We start from the raw sequence: 25,337 nt of genomic DNA, 5'->3' as shown, positions 1-25,337 counted from the left end.
GATGCACGCGGCATTGCCGGAAATCTGCATTCGATTTTATCCGGATTCGCGGCAGCTGGCGGGATTGTTCAGCAGCTCAGCATGCTGGTTCTGAAAGCTGTAGAGTTTCGATGCGCTGAAAACTTTAATCACTTTGGCGGCAGCCAGCGCGGTTTGAAATCCGGCGATTTTTTTCGTGCTGTACGGGTCAAAAGGGTTGCCGTAATTTTTGTTGTCCAATAGAAACTGCACGGCGCCGGAACTGCTGTCATAGGCCTTCAGCACGATGCTGCCGTCTGCCGCGCTCAGGCTGAACGCGGGATGCTGGCTGGAAATTTTGCAGTTCAGGCGCAGCGACAGGATAAAATCCTGATCATTTTTATTCTGCACATCGGCCGTGCCTTGCGGCGGATTTTCAATATACACCCATTGATTTTTCGGCAGATGGTTCAGCAGCTTGTCCCGCTGCGCTTGCGCCTGTTTGGCCAGTTCAGCGGTATCCGGCATTTCAATGGCAGGCGCTTTGTCTTTGCCGAAGAGCGCTAACATGCGGCTGGAAAAATCTTCATCCGGCTTGGACAGGCGGTGGCAGCCGCTGAGAGCGAGCGCAGCCAGCAGGGCAGCAGCATTCAATGGAGTAGGCATAAAAAAGGGTCTTATTGTTATTGATGGAGCTTATTTTTCAAGAGCTGAAAGCTCTGCAGCGCGCGCATATTTTCTGGCGCAGGTTCGGGCGCCAGCTTAACGGCTTTTCAGCCCAAGAACAAATTTAGGTGAATGATCCAGCAGCTGCCGCTTGGGAAGCGCAGGCCTTGCCATGAATCAAGAGTCAAGGCGGTGCTGCAGGAAAACTGCACCGCCTTCGCAGCATCAGATGGTTCAGCCGTTCAGATGCGCCGCTTACAGCGCAAATTCCACCGCTGCGCGGATGATGCCGAGGATCAGGCCGATAAAGGCGCCGACCACCACGCCATTGACGCGGATCATGTGCAGATCGCCGCCGACTTCATTTTCAATTTTGCCGATCATTTCACTGGAATCCCATTCGTGAATGCGCTGGCTGATAAAGCGGATGACTTTTTCACTGTATTGATCGGACAGGTTCACCGCAATATCGCCAAGCTTTTCATTCAGCAGCTGGCGCACGGCCACATTGGAGACAATATTTTCCCCCACCTGCTGAATGGCGATGCGCAGATTCTGCGCCACGCCGGAATCCGGCTTCTGCAAATCCGCTTTGATGGCATCGCATAAAATCACTACGGCGCCGCTGATGAAATTCAGCACTTGCGGGCTGTCCAGCAGCGCGTCTTTGGTTTGATTCAGGCGCATGCTGGCCGCGCTGTGATTATCCGCCAGCGCGTGCATCAGGCTTTGGCCAGCCTCTTCAATTTTTCTGCGCCAAGGATGCTCCGGGTCGGCCAGCATTGATTCGACCCGTTGAATCAGCGAGTCGATGGTGCGCTGCTGCACATCAATGCCGATCCAGCTGGCGCCTTTGGCCAGCTTCCAGACGCCGAGTTCTTTAAACAGCTGGCGGCTTAAATCGCGCGCCTGTTCAGGATGATGCATCATCCAGTCATGCGCCAAGTCCAGTCCGCGCTGCAGTACATCCTGATGGAAGTCATTTTCCAGCACCGCGCGCAGCATTTCGCTGGCCAAATGATTGACTTGGGTATTTTTGACCCACTGCACGCTGTTGCTCTGAATAAAGCGCCCGATCTGCTCCTGGCCGACAAACTCAAAAATTTTCGGCACTGTCTGCTGGATGACGTCCGTGACTTGCTTATTGTTGTGAGGATTGGCCAGCCATTTGCCGGCCGCCAGCGACAGGTCGATATCCTGCAGGCTGCGCTCCACCACCTGCGGCGACAGAAAATTTTCCTGTACAAAACGGCCCATGGATTCCGCAATGCGGGCCTTGTTGCGCGGGATGATTTCAGTATGGTCGCGCAGAAATTTCGGAATGGGCATTTTCCCGAACGGATTGCGGAACAGCACGGTAATGGCATACCAGTCCGCCAGTCCGCCGACCACGCCGGCTTCAGCAGAGAGCATCAGAATATGAATCAGCCAGACATAGTCCGGCAGCAGTTTGGCCGCCACCATCAGCGCCAGCCAGGCCAAGACGGCCATGAGCAGCGCAATGGCGGCAAAGCGCTTGCTGCGCTGCAGATTCGGGGAAACCGTGTTCTGTTCTGATTCTATAGGCATTGCTGCTTATGCGCTCCTATTTTGATGGGGCAGGTTCAGGCGCCGGCAGAATTTCACCTGCAGGGCTCAGGCCGTATTTCGGGCCTAAAGACTGCAAAATCAGCCGCGCATTAAACGCGTCTTTCGGTGCCGTTTTTTCATTTTTAAAGCATTCGATGGTATAGGCTACTTGAGCCGGGTCTAGGGTGACGACTCTCGGCATATCATAGAACGGATCCGGCCAGAAACCCGGATAACGGCGGTAATAGCCGTAAGGATAAGGCGATGGGGTTGGGTAAACCACCGCTTGTCTCGGCGGCTGCTGTGTCCGGTTGCTTGGATCATCCAGCACTTTAAAAAATTGGAAGCCGTTTTGAACGGTGGCCTGCGCGGCTTTGACCAGGGTGATTTCTTCTGCAGTGCCAAAGCTCATATTCGGACTCGCTTTGAAGCTGATGCGGAAGGTTTGCGCATTCAGCGGCGTGCTGCTGAACTGTCCCAGCTGATCAAACGTCAGCGGTTTTGACGGTGTGGATGCACAGCCAGCCAGTGCGAGGCTGAGGCCCAAGGCGCTGGCCAAGAATAAATGTTTCATGCTTAACCTCCTGAATATTGGCGGTTGAAGGGGAGAGAAAAGGCCCATCAGGCCATTAAAAGCTGGAATTGGGCTGGGTTAAAAATTCACGTTCTTCTGCTGTGGACGTGCGGCCTAAAATGGCGTTGCGGTGCGGATAGCGTCCAAAGCGGTCAATAATGGCTTTATGCTTTTGTTCAAAATCTAAATTAACCGGATTGCCAAGATCCTCAAATAATTTTAGCGCATATTCATGGATCAGGGGGGATTCGCTATGCATGAACGGCATATATAAAAAAGCGCGCTGTTCTGGGCGCAGCTGGCGGTCTAAGCCTTGGCTGACGGCTTCCTGCGCCAAAGCCAGCGCTAAGGCATCCTGCGCAAACGACTGCGCTGAATCGCGGTAAATATTGCGCGAGAACTGATCCAGCACAATGATTTCAGCTAAGCGGCCCTCTGCGCTGCTGCGCCAGTTCCACAGTTCTGACTGGGCGGCGCTGTGCAGTACCGTTTTAAATTGTTTTTCAAGGCTTTGGTCAAAAGCATCGCTTTTGGCAAACCAGTTTGGCTGCGCTTCAGGGGCAAACCAAAAGTCTAAAATATCTTGATAATTCATAAGTTTCAGATGTTGTTGGCATTTATTGATCCATAAGATCACAAATTTTGCATGTCATATAGAGGAACTTTGTGATAAAAAATTGCAAAAATAAAATCGAAGATTGCCTGAAAAATAGGCATGGCATCATATGCAGTGAATAAATCACGTTATACTGCATAAATACAGGATTTTATTTCAGTAGTTCTTCCATTAAGCGAGATTGCAATGAGTCAGCCCGAATCGACCTCTCAAGATATTTTACCGGCTTGGGTGGATTCTACGCATATAAACGGCATGCTGCGCGGCATTGAGCGGGAAAGCCTGCGCATGCAAAGCAGCGGTTTTCTGTCTCAGGCCGATCATCCGAAAGCGCTGGGCTCCGCATTGACGCATCCGCATATCACCACCGATTATTCTGAAGCGCTGATGGAGTTTATTACCCCGCCGAAAGAGAGCATCGGTCAGGCCTTGGATGAGTTAACCGATATTCATGCGGTGGTGCACCGTCATTTGGAAAATGATGAAAAGCTTTGGCCGCTGTCCATGCCGTGCATGCTGGATGATCAGGAAGACAATATCCGTTTGGCGCAGTACGGAACATCCAATATCGGACGCTTTAAAACCTTATACCGCCATGGCCTGGGCGTGCGCTACGGGCGCCGCATGCAGACCATTTCCGGCGTGCATTACAACTTATCGTTCCCGGATCATTTTTTTGCTGCACTGCAGGCGGCTGAAACTGATGAACAGCTGAAAGCCCTGAGCCTGCAGGACTACCGCAGCCACCGCTATTTTGGCCTGATCCGCAATTTTATCCGCCTGACGCCGCTGGTGATGTTTGTGGTCGGCGCCAGCCCATCGGTCTGCAAATGCTTTATGACCGGCCGTGAGCACCATCTGCTGCCGCTTTTGAAAGGCACGCTGTATTTGCCTTATGCCACTGCGCTGCGCATGGGGCGCTTCGGCTATCAAAATTCTGCGCAAAAGCAGCTGGGCATTCACTACAACAATCTTGACGGCTATCTGCAGGGCCTGCAAAAAGCGGTGAAAACCCCGTATGCGCCGTTCAGCCGCTTAGGCCTGAGCAATGCGCAGGGCGAACCGATTCAAATCAATGACCATGTCCTGCAGATTGAAAATGAATATTACAGCCTGGTGCGTCCAAAACAGGTGCCGCAGGAAGGCGAAACACCGTCTGAAGCCTTGCAGAAGCGCGGGGTTGCCTATGTTGAGCTGCGCGCGGTGGATGTCAATCCTTACAGCCCAATCGGTATTGATGAAAATACCGCCGGCTTTTTGGAAGTGCTGGCTTTGTATTGCCTGCTGCAGGACAGTCCAGAGCTGCTGGATGATGAGCAGGAAATCATTGAGCAGAATCAGGCCGAGGTCGTGAACCGCGGCCGTGCGCCGAATGCGGCTATTGTTGAACAGGGGCAGAGCATCCCGATTGAAGCATGGTGCCGCGGCTATTTAACACAAATGCAGTCATTGGCGGCTTTACTGGACCGCGCTTATGCTACACAGTTGTACAGCAGCGCGCTGGCGGTCATGCAGTCGCGTGTGGATGAAGTGGATGAAACGCTGTCGGCGAAAGTGATTGAAGATACCTTGGCGCAAGGCGGTACCTGGAATTTTGGCAGCTATATGGCGCAGCAGCATGCGGAAGCCTATGAGCAGCATCCGCTGAGCCCTGAAAAAATAGCTTATTTTGATGAGACCGCTCAAGCGTCCATACAGCGCCAAAAAGCGCTTGAGCAAGACAATTCGGTCAGTTTTGACCAGTATTTAACCCATTTTCGATAAAAAAATTAAGAGGATATGCCATGCAATGGAGTTACCGCTTCGTGAGTGGTTTTTTGTTTTTAGCCAGTGTTATTGGCATGGCTTTTGCCCTGTATTTAGAGCATGTTCAAGGCCTTGAACCTTGCCCATTATGTGTGTTCCAGCGTCTAGGCCTGATTGGGCTGGGCCTGATTTCCCTGATTGCCTTTTTGCATAACCCGGTTTCAAATGGCTTTAAGCGCGTGTACGCTTTCTTGGGTACGCTGTCCATTTTATGGTCGGCCGGTGTGGCGGCGCGCCATGTCTGGCTGCAAAGCCTGCCGCCGGATCAAGTGCCGAGCTGCGGCCCAGGTCTGGACTACTGGCTGGAGACCTTGCCGCTGAAGTCAGTTTTTCAGCAGGTGCTGACCGGTTCTGGTGAATGCGCTCGGGTGGACTGGATGCTTTTGGGTTTCTCGCTGCCGGTGTGGTCGCTGGCCTTTTTCTGCGTGCTGGCTTTGATCAGCCTGTGGCAATTGCTGCGCAAATATCAAACTGCGCCAGTGAAGCGCTTAAGAGATAAATACTGATTGCCAGTTTAACAAATAAAAGCCCTCTGTTCAGAGGGCTTTTTGATGAGGCGGCGCTGGATGAGCTTAAGTCATGGCAATGCCTTCAAACTGCTCTAAATCCATCATAAACTCATGAATTTCAGTGCATTGAGTATCTTCAGCATTCGGATAAAACCAATGCACAATCTGTTCGGCCACCTGCGGATGATGCTGGATTTCAAAGTGGTTCAAGCCGTAAAAAATCGCTTTATGCGCATCCGGCACTTTCAGCTGATAGCGCGGGTTCGGATGTTCGCCCAAGGCGCTTTTCACACTGACCAAATAGTCGCCGATCACTTGCAGCGTGCGGTTTTTACGGTTTTCAAATTCAATCGTGCCCGCAACCAAATAAGTATTGATATGCGAGGGAATCGGCGCAGGCTTGCGGTTGTCATCCATCAGGCCGATCCGCACGTCATTGTGCTCCCAGTCATCATCGCGCACGCTGCCGTAGCGCAGGTCCAGAATGCCGTTGCTGCGGATATTGGCGATATGGCCGATAATTTTTCCCATCGGGATGCGGCGCAAGCGCTTCTGCAAGGCAAAGCCGATGCGTTCCAGCACCGCGCCGTGATGCGGAGAGCCGAGGCAGACTAAATTTTCAACTTGATGAATCCAGCCCTGCATATTCTGCTTGCCGTAGAACAGCGCGCTGCGGGAAACCAGCCCGCCCATGCTGTGGCCAATCAAGTCAATGCTGGTGATGCCGGGATTGCGCTGAACCAGTTCTTCCAAGGTATTGGACAGGCTGCGGCCATTGGCTGAAATGCGCCGGCCGGTATTGTAGCTGAGATACAGCATGGTGTTGTGGTCGCGCTGCGCCAGCAGCTTTTCGCCGATGCCGCCGTATTTGCGGGTCGACCAGTCCAGATGGTTCATGCACAGGCCATGCACCAGCAGGGTGATGCGCCCGGTCAGTTCTCCTTGCTGCACTGCGCCGTAATGGTCATAGACCGCCATCGGCAGCGCCATCGGGTTATGATATTTCAGCAAATAATCGCCCAAAACCCCATTCAGCGCGCCGACCAAAAAATGCAGCATTGGCGTCATCGGCTTGTCATGCAGGCGCGGAAATTTTTCAATGATGCTGCGCAGCCCAGGCGCCAGCAAGTAATTGCCGTAATTGAAAAAGGTTTCATAGGTGAGCTGGTAAAGCTTGGCGACATAAGGAATTTTATGGAATTTTTTGGATTTCTGTTCACTCATGCCAAAGATGCTGATCAGCAATTCACGCTGGATATTTTGGATCAGGTCATGCACCACATCACTGAAGCGCATGGTGACCAGCTGCGCCAGGCCTTCTAAAACATCAGCCTGGCTGGGCGGTGTGCGGTCCCATTTGCAATAGGTTTCATGCAGCGGCGTCAAACTCGGCATTGATTGCTTTCCTATTCTTTGCGCTTTCCCCGCAGCCACGGCATCGTCATGAGCTGTGCAGAGATGGCTTTTCTTGTTGCTGTATTTTGTGATTCATCTCGAATTCATTTTAAAATACATAGATTTGAAATCGACGCCGGCTTATTTTGTCTGACAATTTTTCAGATATTGTACTTTTTAGTAAAATGTGAACATTGTCACATTAGACTGCTCTCAGCGGAACACGCCCCATTAAGGAGTCTGTAATGAATGTGATTTACTTGCACGGCTTTCAAAGCAGCGCCATGTCAGTCAAAGGCCAAATGCTGAAACGCTATTGCGAGGATTGGACCGGCACGCAAACCGACGGCATTCAAGTGCATTTGCCGGATTTGAACTTGGCGCCTGTACAGGCGCTGCAGCGGGTTTCCCAGCTGATTGAGCAATTGGGCGCAGCAAAGACAGTGCTGGCGGGCAGCAGCCTCGGCGGTTTTTATGCGCTGCAGCTGGCGGCCAAACATCAGCTTCCGGCCGTGCTGATTAATCCCGCCATGCAGCCATGGAGCTTATTCAGGCGGATTTTTTCCGATGAACAGCTGCCGTATGCGGTGACCGATGCCTGGTCGCTGGATCAGGCGCAATTGAATGCCTTAGAAAAAATGGCGATAGATCAATACAGCGGCCATGCGCCGGTCTTGGTGCTGCTGCAGCAGGGCGATGAAGTGCTGGATTACCGCGAAGCGCAGGCTTTTTTCAGCCAGCCGGAAACTCAGGCGGTCGTCATCAGCGAAAGCCACGGCAATCACGGGATGGATGATTTTGCCCAGAAAATTCCGATGATTCTGCAGTTTTTATCCCGCCATGCGGCGCGTTAAAATGACTGTATCAGGCGTTTTTCAGAAAGGCGGGCAAAAGGGCGCTGGGCGGTTCAACGGCCGTGGAATCCCGTCAAACAGAAGCAAAAGCAGATCGGCTGCTCCCTGCTACGTCATGATTTGACGCCAAAAAGCCGCAATTGGCGAAAGAAATAGCGCTGGGAAAGTGATGGATATGCTTTTTTGCGAAAAAGAATATACTGTAGCGCTGAAGATTAATATTTTAACCCATTCATGCAGGGAATTTTGCAACGTGACGTATACCGCTCAATCACTTGAAGTCTTATCTGGTTTGGATCCGGTCCGCAGACGTCCGGGCATGTATACCGACACCACCCGTCCAAACCATTTGGCGCAGGAAGTGATTGATAACGCTGTCGATGAAGCGCTGGCTGGGCATGCGAATAAAATCACCGTCACAGTCCATAAAGACGGATCATTGTCGGTAGAAGACAATGGCCGCGGCATGCCGGTTGATATTCACCCGGAATACGGCCAGAGCGGGATTGAAATCATTCTGACCAAGCTGCATGCGGGCGGCAAATTCAGTACCGATAACTATCAGTTTTCCGGCGGCTTGCATGGGGTCGGCATTTCTGTGGTGAATGCGCTGTCTGACCGTATTGAAGTGGAAGTGCAGCGTCAGGGCAACCTGTATAAAATGGCCTTTGAGCACGGCGAGCCTGTTGCGCCTTTGGAAGTGCTGGAAGGCAAATGCGCGAAACGCGCAACGGGAACCAAAGTGCATTTTTGGCCAGAAGCCAAATATTTTGATTCGCCGAAATTTGCTTTAAAAGCCTTAAAGCACAATTTGAAAGCCAAAGCTGTTTTAGCTGCCGGCCTGCAGATTAATTATATCGACAAGATCAACGATGAAAAAATCGAATGGCAGTTTGAAAATGGCCTGGTTGATTATTTGATGGACGAGCTGCAGGACCGCGAGATTCTGCCGATGCCGGCTTTTGTCGCCACAGGTGAAGCGGAACGCGCCAGCGCAGAGTTCGCCATCTGCTGGAATGTCGAAGGCGGCGAGCAGGTGCAGGAAAGCTATGTCAACCTGATTCCAACGGCGCAGGGCGGGACGCATGTCAACGGCTTGCGTTCAGGCGTGACCGATGCCATCCGTGAGTTCTGTGAACTGCGCAGCCTGCTGCCGCGCAATATGAAGCTGTCGGCGGAAGATGTCTGGGATGGCGTGAATTTCATTCTGTCGCTGAAATTTCAGGAGCCGCAGTTTTCCGGCCAGACCAAAGAGCGCTTATCCAGCCGTGAAGCTTCCGGCATCGTGCTGAATATTGCCAAAGACGCCTTTGCTTTATGGCTGAACCAAAACTCGGATATCGCCATGCAGCTGGCGGAGATGGCGATCGCCAAAGCCGGCCGCCGTCTGAAAGCGGCCAAAAAAGTCGAACGGAAAAAAATCGTGTCCGGCCCTGCATTGCCGGGCAAGCTGGCGGACTGCGTCGGCCATACGCTGGAAGAATCTGAACTGTTTATTGTGGAAGGGGATTCTGCCGGCGGTTCCGCCAAACAGGCGCGTGATAAAAACTTCCAGGCGATCATGCCGATCCGCGGCAAGATCTTAAATACCTGGGAAGTCTCTTCGGATGAAGTGCTTGCGTCTCAGGAAGTGCATGATATTGCGATTGCCATTGGTGTCGATCCGGGCAGCGATGATTTGTCTGAATTGCGCTACGGCAAAATCTGCATTTTGGCCGATGCCGATTCGGACGGCCTGCATATCGCCACGTTGCTCTGCGCGCTGTTTGTGAAGCATTTCCCAAACTTGGTGGAAGAAGGGCATTTATTTGTCGCCATGCCGCCTTTGTACCGGATTGATGACAGCAAAGATGTGCATTACGCGCTGGACGATGATGAGCTGGACAGCATTTTGAAAAAATGCAAAAGCAAGAACCCGCAAATCACCCGATTTAAAGGGCTGGGCGAGATGAACGCCAGCCAGCTGCGTGAAACTACCATGGATCCGGATACCCGCCGTTTGGTGCAGCTGGATTTGGATGATATGCACTTTACTGCGGGCTTGCTGGATAAGCTGCTGGCGAAAAAACGCTCCAGCGACCGCAAGCACTGGCTGGAGCAGAAAGGCAATTTAGCGGAATTGACCGTGTAATTGATGCAATTCTGTAAACAAAAAAACCGCAATCAGTGCGGTTTTTTTGTGTCTTTTTCTGCATGGCCGGCATGAAACAGCCGGGCGACGAAGGCTGTTTGGGTTTTGCCTGCAGGTTTTAGCGTTTATGGAAAAGAATGGATTATTTACATGAAAGCGCAAAGGCCTGGGCTGGCTGATGCATGTATATATACAATTTTTCAGCAGATTTCTTTTTTCGTTTTGTTTAATCTGACATAAAAGCCATGATAAGAAGATAACCGATGCAAGCCAGTTTATTTTTAATTCACCCGAATGATTTAGAAACTTTAATCCTGGAGGCGGAGAATGCGCAGGCTGTCTTAGATTCTCCCTTTATCCAGCAGTCCTTCTATTTAGGCCATGCTTGGGAAACCGTGAACCGTGCGCTCAACCCTCAGCCGCAAGCGGCAACCGCGCTGCAGTATGCCATTCAGGCGGAGCATCCGCTGTCTGAACGGATCGATCATCCTGAAGCGGTGCATTACAATACGGTGGTGCGCACTGCCGAAATTCAGCAGCAGCTGCAAAATCTGAGTGTAAGTGAACTGAAAAAGCGTTATCAGTTTGATGTGGTGCAGACTGCGCCTGAAGAATTGGCGCAGGAGCTTTATTTGGCGGAACTGAAATTGATTTATCTGCAGCTGCAGGATTTTTACCGCACGGCGGTAAGGCAGAATTTGGCGGTGCTCAGCGTAATTCAGCAACAGATACAGCCGGAAAAGTTAATTTAAGGCCAGCTGCATCAGCACCAAATCGCGCCATTGGCCAAATTTTTGCCCGACCTGCGGCATATAGCCGGTTTGAATAAAGCCAAACTGCTGATGCAGGGCGATGGAGGCCGCATTGCCATGATCAATGCCTGCAACGAGGATATGTTTGCCCTGCCGCCGGGCATGTTCAATTAAATGCTGCAGCAGGCGCTTGCCTAAACCTTGGCGCGCGTAGTCCGGTGACACGTACAAGGAATGTTCTGCAGTGTGGCGGTAGCCGGAAAAATTGCGGAAAGGCGCATAATCGGCGTAACCGGCAATCTTTAAATTGTCCTGATCTTCAATCACCCAGAACGGCCAGCCGTTGTTCTGAAATTTTTGCAGCTTATTTTGGAAAGATTCGAGACTGAAGGGCTGATCATTCCATGTGGCGAAGCCATGCTGCACTTCTGGATTGTAAATGGCCAGAATGGCCGGCAGGTCTTGCGCTGTGGCGGAGCGGATTTGAAAAGGCATGGCTGAAGGCAGCAGAGAAAAGAAGCTTTTATTAGAGGGCTTAGGCATAAAAAAAGCAAGGCGCTGGGCCTTGCTTTTTAATTCGCTGTGGAATTAGAAGTGGTATTTAACCAAAGCGCTGACATCATTTTGATCTGCGCCCTGAATACCGTATTTGTTGTTCCAAACAGAGTGTTCAACACCAAGGTATAAACGGGTTTTTGGAGAAATGTGCTTGCCGACATTCCATTTCCACTGTGTGGTCCAGTTCAATTCGCTTGCGTGATCGCCTTTTTCAGCAGTTGACCAGTCCAGGAAGCCGTCAACAAGGAAATCTTCAGAACCGAGCTTAAATGGCACGCCATAAGTGATGGTCATTTGATAGTCGTCTTTCTGAGTATCATTGTCAGCACGGTAGAAGTTGATGCTGGCATATTGCGTATAAGGGATATCCAGATCGAAACCTACACCATACAGGAAGTTGTTGAATTCCTGATTCTGTCTGTATCCGGCATTATGTTCCCAGGTTGTTGCAATAAGAACATCTTTAATTGGGCCAGCAGAAAGTTTCTTGCCAGACACTTCACCTAGGCTCAAACGCGGTGATAACTCTAAGTATGTAGAATGATCGTTGTTGCCATCGACTTGCTGGTCAACGAAGAAAAATACATCTGAGTATTTCAATTTCGCGGCATATTCTACAGTCGCAGTAGTACGGTCTTCAGTTCCAACTTCATAGTTGTCGCCATATAGGCCCGTTAAACTGAAATCTTGCCATACGACAGGCGAAGCTTGAGTGAAGGCAGCAGCTGAAGCCAATGCGCATGCGGTTGTGAATTGTGTAAGTTTCATTAAAAAAGGTCTCCCCCGAGAAGCACTGAAAGGATACAGATTCCTTAGCAAAAATAAAGCCAAAATTGATTGATGGATAAAAAAAATTCCGTATGAAAACTAAGATTTAAACCGCAGTGCCATGGCCCTGGATCGGGGTGATTTATTTTGTTTAAAATAAGTGATTGATAAGAATATCTAAAAATAGATTTTTTGAATGCACAGTAAACGGTGATGCGGCCGCGGAATAAAACCCTAATCAATATAAGGGATTTAAAAAAATATATAAAATAGCGCTTGCATATTTTTCAGTTAGGCCCGATATTCGAAGTATAAGGACACAGTTCTGCAGACTATAAAAAGTGTCATCATTCAATGTGGAGGACCCGTTCCAAACTAAGTTGAAGATGTTCTGGCTGTATAAAACAGCAGATGTAAGCGTGCCGAAATAAGAAAGTTTTGCACAATATTTTATAGATAATCCAGAAAGTTAGAGGATGATATTATGAACATAGAAATCCGTACAGATAAGAACATTCAAAACAGTGACCGTTTAATTGAGTACGTTCGTGCAGAACTGAATCAGGAATTCCAGCGCCATAGTGAACGTATTACTCACTTTTCGGTGCACTTTAGTGATGAAAATGGAGACAAAGGCGGCAGCGACGACATTAAATGCATGATCGAAGCGCGTCCTGCAGGTTTGAAGCCTGTCGTGGTGAGCCATAAAGGCCACAATATTGATACGGCAATTCATGGCGCGATCGACCGCTTGAAACGCAGCTTAGAGCACGTGTTCGAGAAAAAAGAGAATCCGCGTGCAGCTCAGCCAGCCTTTGCTGAAGCTGATCTGGATGATGAAGACGCTTAAGCGTAATTCGAAAAAGAGCCCTGCGGGGCTTTTTTTTATGCTGGGCGCTGAATTAAAAACAGGATAAAGAAAAATACAGCTTGTTTTGCATTAAGTCAAAACAAAAGATGCTTTATTCGGCATAATAGTCATCAATCATTTGAAGAAGAGCTTTCCTATGTTAACAGCACAGCAGCAAGTTTTTGTGCAGGCTTTAGAAGAGCAGAACCTTGAGCAGGTAAAGCGCCTTTTAGCAGACGGCCTGAATCCAAACTTTATCGATTTTGATAAGGGCCCGGCAATTTCTGTGTGGTCTGATGGCCTGTTTAAGTGGTGGGAAGAGATCTGTGAAGCCTATGAGGCAGGCGCGCCTTTATCTGAGCAGCAGAAACAGGAACGCTTGGCGGTGCATCTGGAGATTCTGGATGCGCTGATTCAGGCAAAAGTGAATCTGCATCTTTGGGATGCTGAAGAACTGTACGGCCCATTGTGGGATGCCGCCAGCGCTGCCTGCACGCCGGCCGTGCAGCGCCTGCTGGATGAAAAAGTGGATCCGAACAGCAAAGATAGCGAAGGCCTCACCATCCTGTCTTCAATCAGTGATTTATTTTTTGACTGCGATTTTGATGAAATCAATTGGTCCGAATCGCTGGATGAAGAAAAGCAGACTTTAGAACTGCTGCGCAGCCATGGCGCAAAAATGACCAAAGAATTGGCGTAATTAAAGAGAATTTGCATGACGATGATAAGCAAAACAATCACGGCATTTGCCTTTGCAGCGCTGGCGGGAGCCAGCACCTATGGTTTGGCTGCAGATTTTTCATTTGACCGGCCGGGCACAGGCTTCGGCACAGGCATCACGCCTGTCGGCCAGCTGGCATGGGAACAGGGCCTGCCAAGCGCATCCTATCAGGAAAGCACCGATGCCAATGGTCAAAAAACCAAGCAAGTGACGCTGAACGGTGACATGCTTTTACGCACCGGCTTAGCCAAAGATTTAGAGCTGCAGCTGGGCTGGCAAGGCCCGTCATGGTCTAAGACCAAAACAGGCGGACGCAATGTTGAAGAAGACGGTTTGGGCGATGTCAGCATTGGCCTGAAAAAAGCCATTGATTTGGATGATGACCAGCTGTCTATGGCGATTTTGGCCGAAGCGGTGATTGCGACAGGCAATGAAGGCTTTAGCAATGAAGATGATATTTACAGCCTTAGCTCAGCCGTATCGTATGCTTACAGCGATTTGCTGAATACATCGATCACCATGCGCTATGAAGTGCAAGACGGCAATTGGGCTGTATCAGCCATTCCAACACTGGGCTATCAGATTTCCGGAAAATTGTCCGGCTATTCTGAGTTTATATTCCGCAAAGCGGAAAGTGAAGAGAAAGAATATGCTTTAGGCACAGGGCTGATTTATGCGGTGAATGACCGCATGCAGCTGGATGCCGGCATCGGTGTGGATTTAAATGGCAAAGACAAAGGCTACCAATCTGGATTAGGCGTTTCCTATCTCTTTTGATGCACGCGGTGCAGGATAATTTCAGGATGAAACGGTTGGCATGAATACCTTGGCTTATAGCGCAGTACTGGCGCTGCTGGCATGCAGCGCGCCGCTGCATGCGCAAACGGCGCTGCTGTCTGCAGAAGAGGCTTTTCCGCTGACTGTGATCTCCAGCTCGGAGCAGCAGGCTGAACTGAGCTGGAGCATTCCGCCGAATTATTATCTGTATCAGCACAAAATCAGCGTGCAGCAGGGCAATCAGCCGCTGGCGCTGAAACTGCCGCCGGCAGAAAGCCTGCATGATGATAATTTTGGCCAAGTGCAGGTGTATTATCAGCAGCTGCAGCTGCTGATTCCGACACAGGCGTCGCAGCAGTACCATGTGACTTGGCAGGGCTGCGCTAAAGACCGGGTATGCTACCCGCCGCAAAGCATTGATTTCAAAACAGATGCCAATGGCTTAGTCAGTGTGCAGAATCAGGGCAAGACCCGGCAGCTGCTGGATTTGGCCGCGAGCCGCAATCTGCAAAACAGTGCATCCGGTGAGGCTGCGCCAAGCACCGCTGGCGCTCAGCCTGCACCGGCCGAAGCTTCTGCAGCAAAATCTGCAGCAAAAGATGCGGCCAAAGATCAAATGTGGTCTGAAAAGCTGGCCGAAAGCTCATTGGCGTATGGCTTGCTGCTGTTTTTTGGCTTAGGCATGCTGCTGGCTTTTACCCCCTGTTCGCTGCCGATGCTGCCGATTCTCACCTCTTTGATTGTCCGTGACAGCAAAGGCCTGAAAGCGTGGATGATTGCGCTGACCTTTGTCTGCAGTATGGCCATGGTCTATGCGGTTCTGGGGCTGATTGCGTCATCGGCAGGACTGAATTTTCAGCGCTGGCTGCAGCAGCCCTCAACCTTAATTGCCTTCAGCCTGCTGTTCGTGGTTTTTGCATTGAACTTATTTGGGCTGTTTGAAATTAAATTGCCGCGTGCGCTGGTGCAGCGCTTAGACCATGCGCAATCCATGCAAAAAGGCGGCAGCCTGATGGGCGCAGGGGTGATGGGCATGATTTCCGCCTTGCTGGTGGGGCCATGCATGACCGCACCTTTGGCGGGCGCGCTGCTGTTTATTTCTCAAACACAGAGCCAATGGCAGGGCGCGCTGCTGCTGTTTACGCTGGGTTTTGGCATGGGAACGCCGCTGCTGCTGGCCAGTGTGCTCGGATCGCGGGTATTGCCGAAAGCCGGCATGTGGATGAATCAGATTAAAGTGCTGTTCGCCTTTATCATGCTGGGGCTGGCGCTGTATTTTGTCCGCCCGCTGATGAGTGACGCTTGGATGCAATGGCTGTCTTTGGCGCTGGAACTGAGCTTTGTTTTTTATATTGCCTGGTGCATTTTTCGGCGCAGCACGCAGCTGAAATGGCTGTATGTGCTGGTGCTGTGCGCCGCTGTCCCTTATGCGCTCTACAGCCAGTATCAGCAAAGCCAGCGCTTTTTTGCCGAGCCGGCCTCTGCGCAGGCGCTTTGGCATCAGGCAAGGACCGCTGCAGAATTTCAGCAGCTGCTGAGTGAAATCCCTGCGGGGCAAAAGGCGGTGATTGATGTTTATGCGGATTGGTGCGTGGCTTGCCAGCCGATTGAGCACCGCATTTTAAAAACGGCTGAGGTGCAGCAGGCTTTAGCGCCTTATTTTCTGATTAAGCTGGACCTGAGCCATTATGATGAAGCGCATCAAGCCTTGCTGAATCAATGGGATATTCTTGGGCCGCCGACTTATTTATTTTTAGATGAACAGCATCAGGAAATGCGCGGGCTGCGCTTAACGGGAGCATTTACACAGGATGAATTGCTGCAGCAGCTGAAGAAGCTTTAAACTGAAGCAGCGCAGATGATCAGGAGCATGACGATGCAGCTGTGGATTGCCAATAAAAACTATTCCAGCTGGTCGATGCGGCCATGGCTGGTGCTGAAGGCTTTTGACTTGCCTTTCGAAGAAGTCATGATTGAATTTTCTGCTGAGCCATCTGCAGGCGAGTTTAAGCAGAAAGTGCTGGCGGCCAATCCCAATGGCAAAGTGCCGGTTTTAATTGACCAGGCGCAGATGGTGTGGGATTCGCTGGCGATCTGTGAATATCTGGCGGAAAAATATCCTCAATTGGCGTTATGGCCGAAAGATGCGGCTTTACGCGCCCGGGCGCGTTGCATTGCTGCTGAAATGCATAGCAGCTTTATGGCGCTGCGCAGTCAATGCGGCATGAATATCCGCGCGCATCTCGATGAATTAGGCGCCAAGCGCTGGGCCTTGGATGATGGCCTGCGTAAAGATGTGGCGCGGATTGAACAGATTTGGGCTGAGCGGCCATCTTCAGACAGCTTCTTGTGCGGTGAATTTTCCATTGCAGATGCGTTCTACGCGCCGGTCGTGACCCGGTTTAAAACCTATGGCCTGCCGGTCAGCGCATCTTCGCAGCAGTATATGCAGCTGATGCTGGAACATCCGGCAGTGCGTGAATGGATTGACGGCGCTCTGCAGGAGTCCGCGCGCGTCGAATATCTGGAAGCTCACCTTTAAATCAGGGATGCTGCGCTGGGCTCGAAATAGGTTTTGACGGCGTTTCTGCCGCTGGCTTTGGCATCATACAGCGCTTTATCGGCTTGACTGAGCAGCTGCTGCGGACGGTGCTCCTGTTTTGAAACAGCGATGCCGAAACTTGCGGTCATCTGAATCGGCTGGCCGGCATCGGAAAGCAGCTCAATCTGCTGAATCGCAGCGCGGCAGCGTTCTGCGGCCTGCTGCGCCTGCTCAAGATTAGACTGATGCAAAATCAGGATGAATTCTTCACCGCCAAAACGGCCCACGACATCGCTGCTGCGCAATAGCTGGCTCAGCATGGCGCTGACCTTAACCAATGCTTCATCGCCTTTATGATGCCCGTATTGATCATTGATGCGTTTAAAGTGGTCGAGATCCAGCAGCACCAGCGCATAACTTTCATTTTTTGAATGATTCAGCCGTTCCAGGCACTGATTGATGCTGCGGCGGTTGAGCAGGCTGGTCAGCGGATCGATTTGGCTGAGCCGCTCAATCATCCGCTCACGGCGGCGCCATTGGCTGAGCAGGATTTCAAACAGCGTGAGGCAGGTGCATAAGATCGGAACAATAAAAAACAGCATCGACAGCAGCCAGAAGCGGTTGGCATAGCCGTAGCCTTCGATCCGGAACAGCGGCGCATAGCTCAAGAGGCCGCTATAGCTGAAGTATGAGCAGCCGATCAGGAACAGGGTGGCAGGTATGAATGCGCTGTATACAATCGTGCGCGGAAACAGCACAAGGCCCACAGTGACCAGGCTGACATAAGAAATCATGGTGGCGGGGCTGAAGGTGCCGATCAGATAGCCGTCGCGGCAGAGTGAAAACACGAAAAGCCCAACCGATACATAGGGCAGCAGCAGTTTGACCCAGCGCTGATTGTGCCGCACGCAGCAGGGCCAGATCAGCAGTAGCATCAGGATGAAAAACACGCAGTTCACGATCAGCTGAAAGCGCACCAAAGGCACATCAACCCATTGCCAGACCTCAGGCGTGAGTAATACAAAGGATTTCCAGATAATCCAGGTCAGATGAACCGCAGCGCCCAAAATCAGCATGAGGATGCATTTTTTGAGGATATTCCAGTTCATGACGGCTTCATCTTCGAGCACGTATTGCAGAATTTTTTGCTTCGAGAAGGCTTCGCTTTTGGGCGGAAGTAGCTTCATGCTTATGTATTCACCCTGCTGTTAATTATGATTTTTTTCTTTAAGTTTATATAGATAGATCATCTTTAAAATTAAAATAGCATGCTTTTCGCGCTTTGGTAATGACTATTTTGGGGCTTAAATGTTAACGGCCGGCGAACGGCTGACCGTTCCAATTTTAAAACAGTGTGTCTTAGCTTTGGTAATTATTTCATTTATGAAAAGCCTTAAAATGCACGCAATGAAGAAATAACAGTATGAGAATTTAGCATGAAAGTTTTGCATATCGATTCAAGCATCATGGGCGGCGCTTCAGTATCCCGCCAGTTGAGTCAAGCAATTGTTGAGCAATTAAAAGCCAAACATGCCGATGCGCAAGTTGATTATTTAGATTTGGCGGCGCAGCCGATTCCGCATTTAACCGCTGAAATTTTAATGGGCCAAAATGCTGAACAGGCGGCGCTGGGTGAACAGATTATTCAGCAATATTTAGATGCCGATGTCGTGGTGGTTGGCGCAGCCATGTACAACTTCGGCGTGTCTTCTGCGCTGAAGGCGTGGATTGATCGCATCAGTGTGGCCGGCAAAACTTTCAAATACACTGAAAATGGCCCTGTAGGCCTGGCAGGCGATAAAAAAGCGTATATCGCCAGCAGCCGCGGCGGCGTGTATGGCGAAAACAGCCCTGTCGATTATCAAGAAGGCCTGCTGAAAACTGTTTTTGGCTTTACTGGCGTCAATGATGTGGAAATTATCCGCGCTGAAGGCGTGAATATGGGCGCAGAACTGAAAGACAAAGCGATGGCGGATGCAATGGCGCAAATTCAAGCCATCTAAGCCGGAAAATAAAAGATTTCCTCTGCTGAAACCTCTCCCTTCAATGGATTCAGCATTTTTATGGTCAGCTCCGGCTGACCATTTTTTTGCCTGGGATTTACCGGAGCGCTGGCGTTTAATCGCGGTCTAAGCGGTGGGCAAAATCCGCCAGATCGGCCAAGGCGCGCTGGCCTTCTTCAAACCATGCGCTGAACATCTGAAAGTTATGCCACATGCCGGTATAAATTTTGAATTCAATATCCAAATCAGCCTCTTCGCCTTTATCTTTAAAGCGCTGCGCATCATCCAGCAGAATTTCCTTAGAGCCGACCTGCACCTGAATCGGCGGCAATCCCGTCAAATCGGCAAAAAAAGGTGAAACAAAGGGATCTGCCCGGTCAACGGATTTGGGCACATAATAATCGATGCCGGCTTCCAGCGCTTCAATGCTCAGCAGGGCATCATGCTTGCGGTTGTAGCGCAGCGACTCGCTGCTCAGGGTCAGGTCTAAAAATGGCGACATTAAAATCAGCCCGCTGACTTGCGGCATGTCTTCATTGCGGATGCGGAGCGCCAGCGCCAGCGCTAAATTGGCGCCGCAGGAATCGCCAGACAGAATAATGTCTTTGGCCTGGATGCCTTGATCGAGCAGCTGGCAATACACATCAAACAGCGCATCCAGCGCTTCCGGGTATTGATGCTCCGGCGACAGCGGATAATCCAGATGCAGCACCTGCATTTGCGTGCGCGCGGCCACTTGCGTTAGGAACGCGCGGTGGGTATTCATGGAGCCTAGAAAAAATGCCCCGCCATGAATATGGAAGATCAGCTGAGTTGATTCACTTTGCGGCTTCAGTTCTTCTGCAGCCAGTCCGGCAAGGCGCAAGGGGCGGATACGAATCTCTTTGTTTTGCGGCAGGATGCGGCACAGCTGCTCCAGTGCAAAGCGCAGCGCGCTGGGCGGAAAATTGAACTGGCTGGGCGTGCGGATTGCAGTTTTCAGGAAGCGTTCTGTCAATAATTGTTTCGTCAGCGGGGATATCTTCATGTTTATTCCATTTTTTATCTTTTTGAGCTGGGGACTGCTTATTTACCAACACAAGTTACAAGGTTACACTAAATGGTCACATTCAAAAATTGCAAATTTGTTGTGAGTTTTGAATACTTAAGCTGTCTATACCAGACCAGGGAAATAAACAAAAATGAAAAAAATCGCACTTGCATTAGGATTACTTGGGCTCACTGCTTTGGCAAATGCTGCAGACCCTTTAAATGGCACGTCTTGGAAAACCATTGATGACAAGACTAAGCAGCCGAAAGCTATTGTGAAATTTACTGAGCAAAAAAATGGCACCTTAACGGCCAGCATCCAGCAAATTTTGACCAAAGGCGAGGAAAATGCCTGCAGTAAATGTGAAGGGCCTTACCACAACAAATCATTGAAAGGCCTGCGTATTGTCAGCGGACTGAAAAATGCCGGCGGTACAAGCTATGAAGACGGCACCATTCTTGATCCTCAATCGGGCAAAACTTACCGCTTGAAAGGCCAACTGACCGATGGCGGCCAAAAGCTTGAGCTTCGCGGTTTTATTGGTGTTGCCGTGCTGGGCCGCAACCAAACCTGGCTTCGCGCGCACTAAGTGCCGGCGCTTTCGGCCGCAGCTGCTGAGCCAGAAAGCGGTTTGGGCTGAGTCGGCATTAAAAAACCAGCTGTTGTCAGCTGGTTTTTTTTACGCTTGCAGATTTTGCAGCGCAAGCAGAGAGCAGAGGCTTTCTGGGCAAACGGAACGCTTATTTGAGATTGCGGTAAGCCGCTTCATCAAAGCCGACCAGAAGGCCTTGTTCCGTTTCCAGCACGGGGCGCTTAATCATGCTGCTGTGCGCGGTTAACGCTTCAATTAAATGCGCCTCACTGGCCAGCGCCGCCTGCTGTTCAGCTTCGCTGAGCTTTTTCCAGGTGGTGCCTTTTTTATTCAGAATAATCTCTGCGCCTTTGGCATCCAGCCAGGTTTTGACGGTTGCCGCATCAATCGCCTGTTTTTTATAGTCATGGAACTCGTAGGCCAAGCCCAGTTCATTCAGCAGGTCAAAGGCCTTTTTCATAGTGCTGCAGTTTTTGATGCCGTAAATCTTAAGCATGGGCGTACATCCTAAATGAATCCATTATGCAATGCGCTACAGATTAACCAAAAACGCGGCAAAGCTCTATCTTCTGTGCAGGGCTTTTGCTGTTGAAATGGGTTCTTTCTATTTTGCAGCTGTCATTAAACCGACACACAGACGCTTTAGACTGGCTTTAAAAATAAAACCGATGAAAGAAAACGAATAAGCATCGCATTGAGAAGAAACCGCTGCTGAAGGCCTGAACAGGACAGCGTTCGGGCCGATTGAGAAGCTGGCAGTGAAAGAAGCGCATACTGTGCACGGCAAGACCGAATAAACATAAAAACAACAACAAGAAAGCTGTGCCGATATTTATGGATTTTCGTCTGAGAGCGATGCCGAGCGGAATTGCGCGGGCTTAGAAACATGGGTTTAGAAAAGAGAAAACCCGCATTTAATCATCCTGATCATGCGGGTCTCAGTACAACGTCCATTGTCACATCCTTGAAAAACAAGCTAAATCGTTTAGTCTGTTTTTGTTTCTTCCTACGGCGTCCTATCCTTTAGTGTCATCCTGACATGTCCCTGTGCCGTGCAACCATAATGCCTTTCTGCAAGTGTGAGATAAATCTTCTATAGCGGAAGAACTTGTAGGAAATTGGCATTAATTCAGTAAACGAGTGTTTACTGAATTAGGCGGAAGCTTAAAGCTTGTAGTCGATAATGACCGGCGCATGGTCACTGAACCATTCATCTTTAAACACCCAGGCATTGACGGTGCGCTCTTTCCAGTCTGGCGAGCAGGCTTGGTAATCAATGCGCCAGCCGACGTTCTTCGCGCGCGCTTGGCCGCGGTTGGACCACCAGGAATAGACCTCGGCTTCTTTGCGCACTTCACGGAAAGTATCGACATAGCCTAAATCATCGTAAATATGATCCAGCCATGCGCGTTCATGCGGCAGGCAGCCGGAAGATTTCTGGTTGCCGGACCAGTTTTTAATATCGATGCGCTTATGCACGATGTTGTAGTCACCGCAGACAATGATGGATTTGTCTTCATCGCGCCATTGCTTCAGAATTTTGGCATATTCTTCTAAAAAGTGGTCTTTGCGCGCCTGCGCTTCATCGCCGGATGAGCCGGACGGCAAATACAGCGAACAGATGTGCGCTGATTTGCCTAAGCCCAGGTCAAATTCGGCGCTAATGAAGCGGCCTTGCGAGTCTGCCAATTCAAAACCGAGGCCATCTGTGACAGAGAGGAAAGGCAAGCGGCTGTAGATGGCGGTGCCTGCATAACCCGCGCGTTCTGCAGGGAACAGGTGCGTATGCCAGCCTTCCGGTTTAAATTTATCCGTCCACTGCGCATGAGTAATGCGGCTTTCCTGCATGCAGATCACGTCGGCATCAGACTGTTCCAACCACTCCAGCAAGCCTTTGGTTACAGAAGAGCGTAAGCCGTTGACGTTAATTGAAACCACTCTTAGAATTTTTTGATCACTTGGATAGCTAGTCTTTGGTATCATGCTCAGGTTTAACCTCAACTTAGAAAAATGGAGCACCCCATGACAGCGCAAGCGGCATTTAACCCACAGGCTTTTATCGAACTCGCATTATCACGCGGTGTGCTTAAATTTGGTGAGTTTACTTTAAAATCGGGCCGCGTGAGCCCTTATTTTTTTAACGCAGGCCTGCTGAATGACGGTGAAGCGTTGTCTGTCTTGGCTTCAGGCTATGCAGATAAATTAACACAATGCGATCATGTAGAAGTCATTTTTGGCCCTGCATACAAAGGCATTCCATTTGTTGCAGCAACAGCTGTGGCTTTGTCGCAAAATCATGGCGTGAGCGTGCCTTGGGGTTTTAACCGCAAAGAAGCCAAAGATCATGGTGAAGGCGGCGTGCTGGTTGGCGCATCTGTTGCCGGCAAAAAAGTCTGGATTATTGATGATGTGATCACCGCAGGTACAGCAATCCGCGAAGTGGTGACTATTTTGAAAAATGCGGGCGCGCAAATTGCAGGGGTATTGGTTGCGTTAGACCGTCAAGAAAAAGGTCAGGGCGATCTTTCTGCCATTCAAGAAGTGCAAAAAGAACTGGAAATTCCAGTACATGCGTTAATTAACATGAAAGATTTAATGGATTTTCTGGATGCTAAAGGCGAAAAAGATGCTTTGGCGAAAATGGAAGCCTACCGTGTGAAATACGGAATCTAAGATTTTTTAGATTCTAAGGTTGTTACAAAGGAAGCTGCGGCTTCCTTTTTATTTGTCTTTGAACGTAATAGTGTTTAGTCAAGTTAAACACTGTTGTGGAATATCGATTATTTATTGAGCGTTGAACGTGAATAATCCACAAAAAAGCCCAATCAGAGGTGATTGGGCTTTTCACATTAAGATAAGATTATGATTTATATGAAATGAAAAATAGCATTTCGTATAACGTGTATTATGTTAATTTTAGAAAAACTATAAAATATCTTTTAATATAATTGATATTTTATCGCTTAACTCTATAGGGCAATCTTGATTTGGTCGCAATATAGGCTCTTGCTTCTTCTAGCTCTTGCTTAAGACTCTCTAATAAGTGCATATTCATAGAATTTACTTGCACATATTGTCTTAAGAATCTCGTCTCTTTGGTATTAATTTCTAATTCTTTGATAGAATCATTTTTTTCATCAGAAATATCACAAGTTATAATTCTTTGAAATGCAGGCATATCTTTTGAGAATAAAATTTGAATTATAAACGGTGATAAATATTTCCTATGAATGTAAGCACAATTACGATGGAACTCGTATGGGAATTTAATTAAAAATATAGGCTTATCAGGATTCTGTTTACTAAAGGCAACAAATAAATGATCTAAGAGGTGTAGCTTTCCTTCTTTTTTATCTTCGTAGAAATCCGAGAAATAATTTAAAGAAGGTATAACGTAATGTTTAGTGTGATTTAGCTTATCCAATTCTCGCAAAAAAGCTAATTCGACTACATACTCTTTAGAGTTTTCTATACATCTCATGTCATTATAAAATGTCTCTAGATAACTAATATCAAATGATTTAATTAAATTAGATACGAAAAACTCTTGTACACTTTTATGAATAAAGCTGTAGTCGTTACCATCTTGTAAAATTAAGCAGATATTCTTAGTAAACTCTTTAACCAGATTATTTGGCTCTATCGAGATACCTAAATTTTCCAAACTCTTTTCTAACCCATGCTTAAAATATGCTAAAGAAAAAGTTAATTTATTACCATTTTCTTTGGTATATAAACAAAATTCCTCAAAGATATCCTGTAAGACACTGTCTTCAACATCAATAAATCGCCCCCTACTAAATGGAGCTTTTAGTGCATCATGCCTATTCATTAAAACGTCAAATAAGTCTGAATAGAAATCTGACAATGACATCGGGGTTTTTAATTTAATTTCATAAGTTCTGAGAAATAATGTAAGCATTAATGGAGTTCGTAACAGATCTTGCATATCTATAGAACTATTAGAAATTTTATCCATTAATTGCTTAGTAATATCATGATCTTTAACTAAATTATTTAGAAAGTTTTGTTGATCTTTATCATCATAATTACTTATTTTTACAGGATAAAAGAATACACTATTTTGAATACTAGAGTCAGGTCGAGATGAACACACTATTCTCATCTGTGGAAATCGTGTAGCCCAACTTTCTAGATTTCTAATGACAGAATTTATAGTTTCTGGACTTGATATCTCATCAAATCCATCTAAGAAAAGAGTTAAATAGCCATTTCTAGCTAAATGAAAAAAGTCTGTTTCTTTAATTTCAACATCAAATAAGTCTGATAAATTACTACAAAGGGCCGCTTGGAGATTCTCTGCTTTGCCTAATCGTCTTAACTCAAAAAAAATAGGGAGACGTTTACCATCCAATACTTCACTTAGCGTTAAATGTCGCATGAACATGGATTTACCATGACCAATAGTTCCCTCAACAATAATGTTATTAGCGACTTTAAGTTCAGAAATACTATTAATTGTTTGTAAATCATCCCCAATATAAACTTTTGTTGGATAATAGAACTCACTGATATGAACTGAATAGCCACCGATTTTGTAGACACCTTTTAGTTAGATAAAATGGCTAATTAACGAGGTGCTTATGAGCAGTAAAAGATACCCTGAAGAATTCAAAATTGAAGCAGTTAAACAAGTGACAGAGAA

25 protein-coding genes are annotated in these 25,337 nt (G+C 48.7%); 13 read left to right on the top strand and 12 right to left on the bottom strand.

Features of this window, described 5'->3' with window-relative positions:
* Positions 1 to 36: 36 nt before the first annotated feature.
* The 4 genes from ACE3T3_RS10885 to ACE3T3_RS10870 form a co-directional block, all read right to left on the bottom strand.
* A complete protein-coding gene (locus tag ACE3T3_RS10885; RefSeq protein WP_374666806.1) occupies positions 37 to 624 on the bottom strand; it encodes a hypothetical protein in 588 nt (195 codons plus the stop codon).
* Positions 625 to 879: 255 nt separating this feature from the next.
* A complete protein-coding gene (locus ACE3T3_RS10880) occupies positions 880 to 2,193 on the bottom strand; it encodes a DUF445 domain-containing protein (RefSeq protein WP_374666804.1) in 1,314 nt (437 codons plus the stop codon).
* A 16-nt stretch (positions 2,194 to 2,209) separates the two neighbouring features.
* A complete protein-coding gene (locus ACE3T3_RS10875; RefSeq protein ID WP_374666802.1) occupies positions 2,210 to 2,767 on the bottom strand; it encodes a hypothetical protein in 558 nt (185 codons plus the stop codon).
* A 55-nt stretch (positions 2,768 to 2,822) separates the two neighbouring features.
* Positions 2,823 to 3,362: a DUF924 family protein gene (locus tag ACE3T3_RS10870; protein ID WP_374666800.1), complete on the bottom strand. Its 540-nt coding sequence runs from the start codon at positions 3,360 to 3,362 to the stop codon at positions 2,823 to 2,825.
* A gap of 207 nt (positions 3,363 to 3,569) precedes the next feature.
* Here ACE3T3_RS10870 and gshA point away from each other — a divergent pair, with 207 nt between their 5' ends.
* Both gshA and ACE3T3_RS10860 read left to right on the top strand, forming a co-directional pair.
* Positions 3,570 to 5,147, top strand: coding sequence for a glutamate--cysteine ligase (gene gshA / locus ACE3T3_RS10865; RefSeq protein WP_374666798.1), 1,578 nt, complete (start codon positions 3,570 to 3,572; stop codon positions 5,145 to 5,147).
* Positions 5,148 to 5,167: 20 nt separating this feature from the next.
* Positions 5,168 to 5,695 (top strand): disulfide bond formation protein B, encoded by a 528-nt coding sequence (locus ACE3T3_RS10860; protein WP_374666796.1) that lies wholly within the window; start codon positions 5,168 to 5,170, stop codon positions 5,693 to 5,695.
* Between the two features lie 66 nt (positions 5,696 to 5,761).
* Here the strand turns inward: ACE3T3_RS10860 and ACE3T3_RS10855 are convergent, their stop codons facing one another.
* Positions 5,762 to 7,093 (bottom strand): hypothetical protein, encoded by a 1,332-nt coding sequence (locus ACE3T3_RS10855; RefSeq protein ID WP_374666794.1) that lies wholly within the window; start codon positions 7,091 to 7,093, stop codon positions 5,762 to 5,764.
* A 245-nt stretch (positions 7,094 to 7,338) separates the two neighbouring features.
* On the opposite strand from ACE3T3_RS10855, the gene ACE3T3_RS10850 reads away from it, so the two are divergent.
* The 3 genes from ACE3T3_RS10850 (at position 7,339) to ACE3T3_RS10840 (ending at position 10,830) form a co-directional block, all read left to right on the top strand.
* Entirely contained in the window at positions 7,339 to 7,947 is a 609-nt protein-coding gene (locus ACE3T3_RS10850) for a YqiA/YcfP family alpha/beta fold hydrolase (RefSeq protein WP_374666792.1), read from the top strand.
* A 253-nt stretch (positions 7,948 to 8,200) separates the two neighbouring features.
* Positions 8,201 to 10,078 (top strand): DNA topoisomerase IV subunit B, encoded by a 1,878-nt coding sequence (gene parE, locus ACE3T3_RS10845; RefSeq protein WP_374666790.1) that lies wholly within the window; start codon positions 8,201 to 8,203, stop codon positions 10,076 to 10,078.
* Positions 10,079 to 10,341: 263 nt separating this feature from the next.
* Positions 10,342 to 10,830, top strand: a complete 489-nt coding sequence (locus ACE3T3_RS10840) for a DUF1877 family protein (RefSeq protein WP_374666788.1) — start codon at positions 10,342 to 10,344, stop codon at positions 10,828 to 10,830.
* On the opposite strand, the gene ACE3T3_RS10835 is transcribed toward ACE3T3_RS10840, so the two are convergent.
* Together ACE3T3_RS10835 and ACE3T3_RS10830 are read right to left on the bottom strand one after the other, a co-directional pair.
* Positions 10,822 to 11,325: an N-acetyltransferase family protein gene (locus ACE3T3_RS10835; protein ID WP_374666786.1), complete on the bottom strand. Its 504-nt coding sequence runs from the start codon at positions 11,323 to 11,325 to the stop codon at positions 10,822 to 10,824. The two genes, ACE3T3_RS10840 and ACE3T3_RS10835, sit on opposite strands and share 9 nt — an antisense overlap.
* Before the next feature lie 93 nt (positions 11,326 to 11,418).
* Positions 11,419 to 12,156 carry an outer membrane protein OmpK gene (locus ACE3T3_RS10830; RefSeq protein ID WP_374666784.1) on the bottom strand — a complete coding sequence of 246 codons (738 nt, stop codon included), beginning with the start codon at positions 12,154 to 12,156 and terminating at the stop codon, positions 11,419 to 11,421.
* Between the two features lie 484 nt (positions 12,157 to 12,640).
* On the opposite strand from ACE3T3_RS10830, the gene ACE3T3_RS10825 reads away from it, so the two are divergent.
* The 5 genes from ACE3T3_RS10825 to ACE3T3_RS10805 all read left to right on the top strand — a co-directional run bounded on the left by ACE3T3_RS10825 (position 12,641) and on the right by ACE3T3_RS10805 (position 17,046).
* On the top strand, positions 12,641 to 13,006 hold the full coding sequence (locus ACE3T3_RS10825; protein WP_374666782.1) for an HPF/RaiA family ribosome-associated protein: 366 nt from the start codon (positions 12,641 to 12,643) through the stop codon (positions 13,004 to 13,006).
* A 157-nt stretch (positions 13,007 to 13,163) separates the two neighbouring features.
* Complete coding sequence (locus ACE3T3_RS10820; protein WP_374666780.1) at positions 13,164 to 13,706, top strand: ankyrin repeat domain-containing protein; 543 nt, start codon at positions 13,164 to 13,166, stop codon at positions 13,704 to 13,706.
* 21 nt (positions 13,707 to 13,727) lie between these two features.
* The gene (locus ACE3T3_RS10815; RefSeq protein WP_374666906.1) at positions 13,728 to 14,504 is read left to right on the top strand and encodes a transporter; all 777 of its coding nucleotides are present in this window, start codon (positions 13,728 to 13,730) and stop codon (positions 14,502 to 14,504) included.
* Between the two features lie 40 nt (positions 14,505 to 14,544).
* Positions 14,545 to 16,347: a protein-disulfide reductase DsbD gene (gene dsbD / locus ACE3T3_RS10810; RefSeq protein ID WP_374666778.1), complete on the top strand. Its 1,803-nt coding sequence runs from the start codon at positions 14,545 to 14,547 to the stop codon at positions 16,345 to 16,347.
* Positions 16,348 to 16,380: 33 nt separating this feature from the next.
* Positions 16,381 to 17,046, top strand: coding sequence for a glutathione S-transferase family protein (locus tag ACE3T3_RS10805; protein WP_374666776.1), 666 nt, complete (start codon positions 16,381 to 16,383; stop codon positions 17,044 to 17,046).
* Here ACE3T3_RS10805 and ACE3T3_RS10800 read toward each other — a convergent pair.
* Complete coding sequence (locus ACE3T3_RS10800; RefSeq protein WP_374666774.1) at positions 17,043 to 18,233, bottom strand: GGDEF domain-containing protein; 1,191 nt, start codon at positions 18,231 to 18,233, stop codon at positions 17,043 to 17,045. The two genes, ACE3T3_RS10805 and ACE3T3_RS10800, sit on opposite strands and share 4 nt — an antisense overlap.
* 249 nt (positions 18,234 to 18,482) lie before the next feature.
* Here ACE3T3_RS10800 and ACE3T3_RS10795 point away from each other — a divergent pair, with 249 nt between their 5' ends.
* Positions 18,483 to 19,049, top strand: coding sequence for an FMN-dependent NADH-azoreductase (locus ACE3T3_RS10795; RefSeq protein WP_374666772.1), 567 nt, complete (start codon positions 18,483 to 18,485; stop codon positions 19,047 to 19,049).
* Positions 19,050 to 19,164: 115 nt separating this feature from the next.
* Here the strand turns inward: ACE3T3_RS10795 and ACE3T3_RS10790 are convergent, their stop codons facing one another.
* Positions 19,165 to 20,076, bottom strand: a complete 912-nt coding sequence (locus ACE3T3_RS10790) for an alpha/beta hydrolase (protein WP_374666770.1) — start codon at positions 20,074 to 20,076, stop codon at positions 19,165 to 19,167.
* A gap of 154 nt (positions 20,077 to 20,230) precedes the next feature.
* Here ACE3T3_RS10790 and ACE3T3_RS10785 point away from each other — a divergent pair, with 154 nt between their 5' ends.
* Positions 20,231 to 20,668, top strand: coding sequence for a DUF2147 domain-containing protein (locus tag ACE3T3_RS10785; RefSeq protein WP_374666768.1), 438 nt, complete (start codon positions 20,231 to 20,233; stop codon positions 20,666 to 20,668).
* Positions 20,669 to 20,819: 151 nt separating this feature from the next.
* On the opposite strand, the gene ACE3T3_RS10780 is transcribed toward ACE3T3_RS10785, so the two are convergent.
* Both ACE3T3_RS10780 and ACE3T3_RS10775 read right to left on the bottom strand, forming a co-directional pair.
* Positions 20,820 to 21,167 carry a Spx/MgsR family RNA polymerase-binding regulatory protein gene (locus ACE3T3_RS10780; RefSeq protein WP_374666765.1) on the bottom strand — a complete coding sequence of 116 codons (348 nt, stop codon included), beginning with the start codon at positions 21,165 to 21,167 and terminating at the stop codon, positions 20,820 to 20,822.
* 668 nt (positions 21,168 to 21,835) lie between these two features.
* Positions 21,836 to 22,654 (bottom strand): exodeoxyribonuclease III, encoded by an 819-nt coding sequence (locus tag ACE3T3_RS10775; RefSeq protein ID WP_374666763.1) that lies wholly within the window; start codon positions 22,652 to 22,654, stop codon positions 21,836 to 21,838.
* A 39-nt stretch (positions 22,655 to 22,693) separates the two neighbouring features.
* Between ACE3T3_RS10775 and pyrE the strand changes: the two genes are divergently transcribed.
* Positions 22,694 to 23,344 carry an orotate phosphoribosyltransferase gene (gene pyrE, locus ACE3T3_RS10770; RefSeq protein ID WP_374666761.1) on the top strand — a complete coding sequence of 217 codons (651 nt, stop codon included), beginning with the start codon at positions 22,694 to 22,696 and terminating at the stop codon, positions 23,342 to 23,344.
* 283 nt (positions 23,345 to 23,627) lie between these two features.
* Here pyrE and ACE3T3_RS10765 read toward each other — a convergent pair whose 3' ends face one another.
* Positions 23,628 to 25,112 (bottom strand): NACHT domain-containing NTPase, encoded by a 1,485-nt coding sequence (locus tag ACE3T3_RS10765; protein WP_374666904.1) that lies wholly within the window; start codon positions 25,110 to 25,112, stop codon positions 23,628 to 23,630.
* Positions 25,113 to 25,337 lie beyond the last annotated feature (225 nt).

The organism is Acinetobacter sp. (assembly GCF_041919735.1).
Classification (GTDB): Bacteria; Pseudomonadota; Gammaproteobacteria; order Pseudomonadales; family Moraxellaceae; genus Acinetobacter.
The sequence above is the reverse complement of the archived record's forward strand: the minus strand, read 5'-3'. Positions and strand labels throughout refer to the sequence as shown.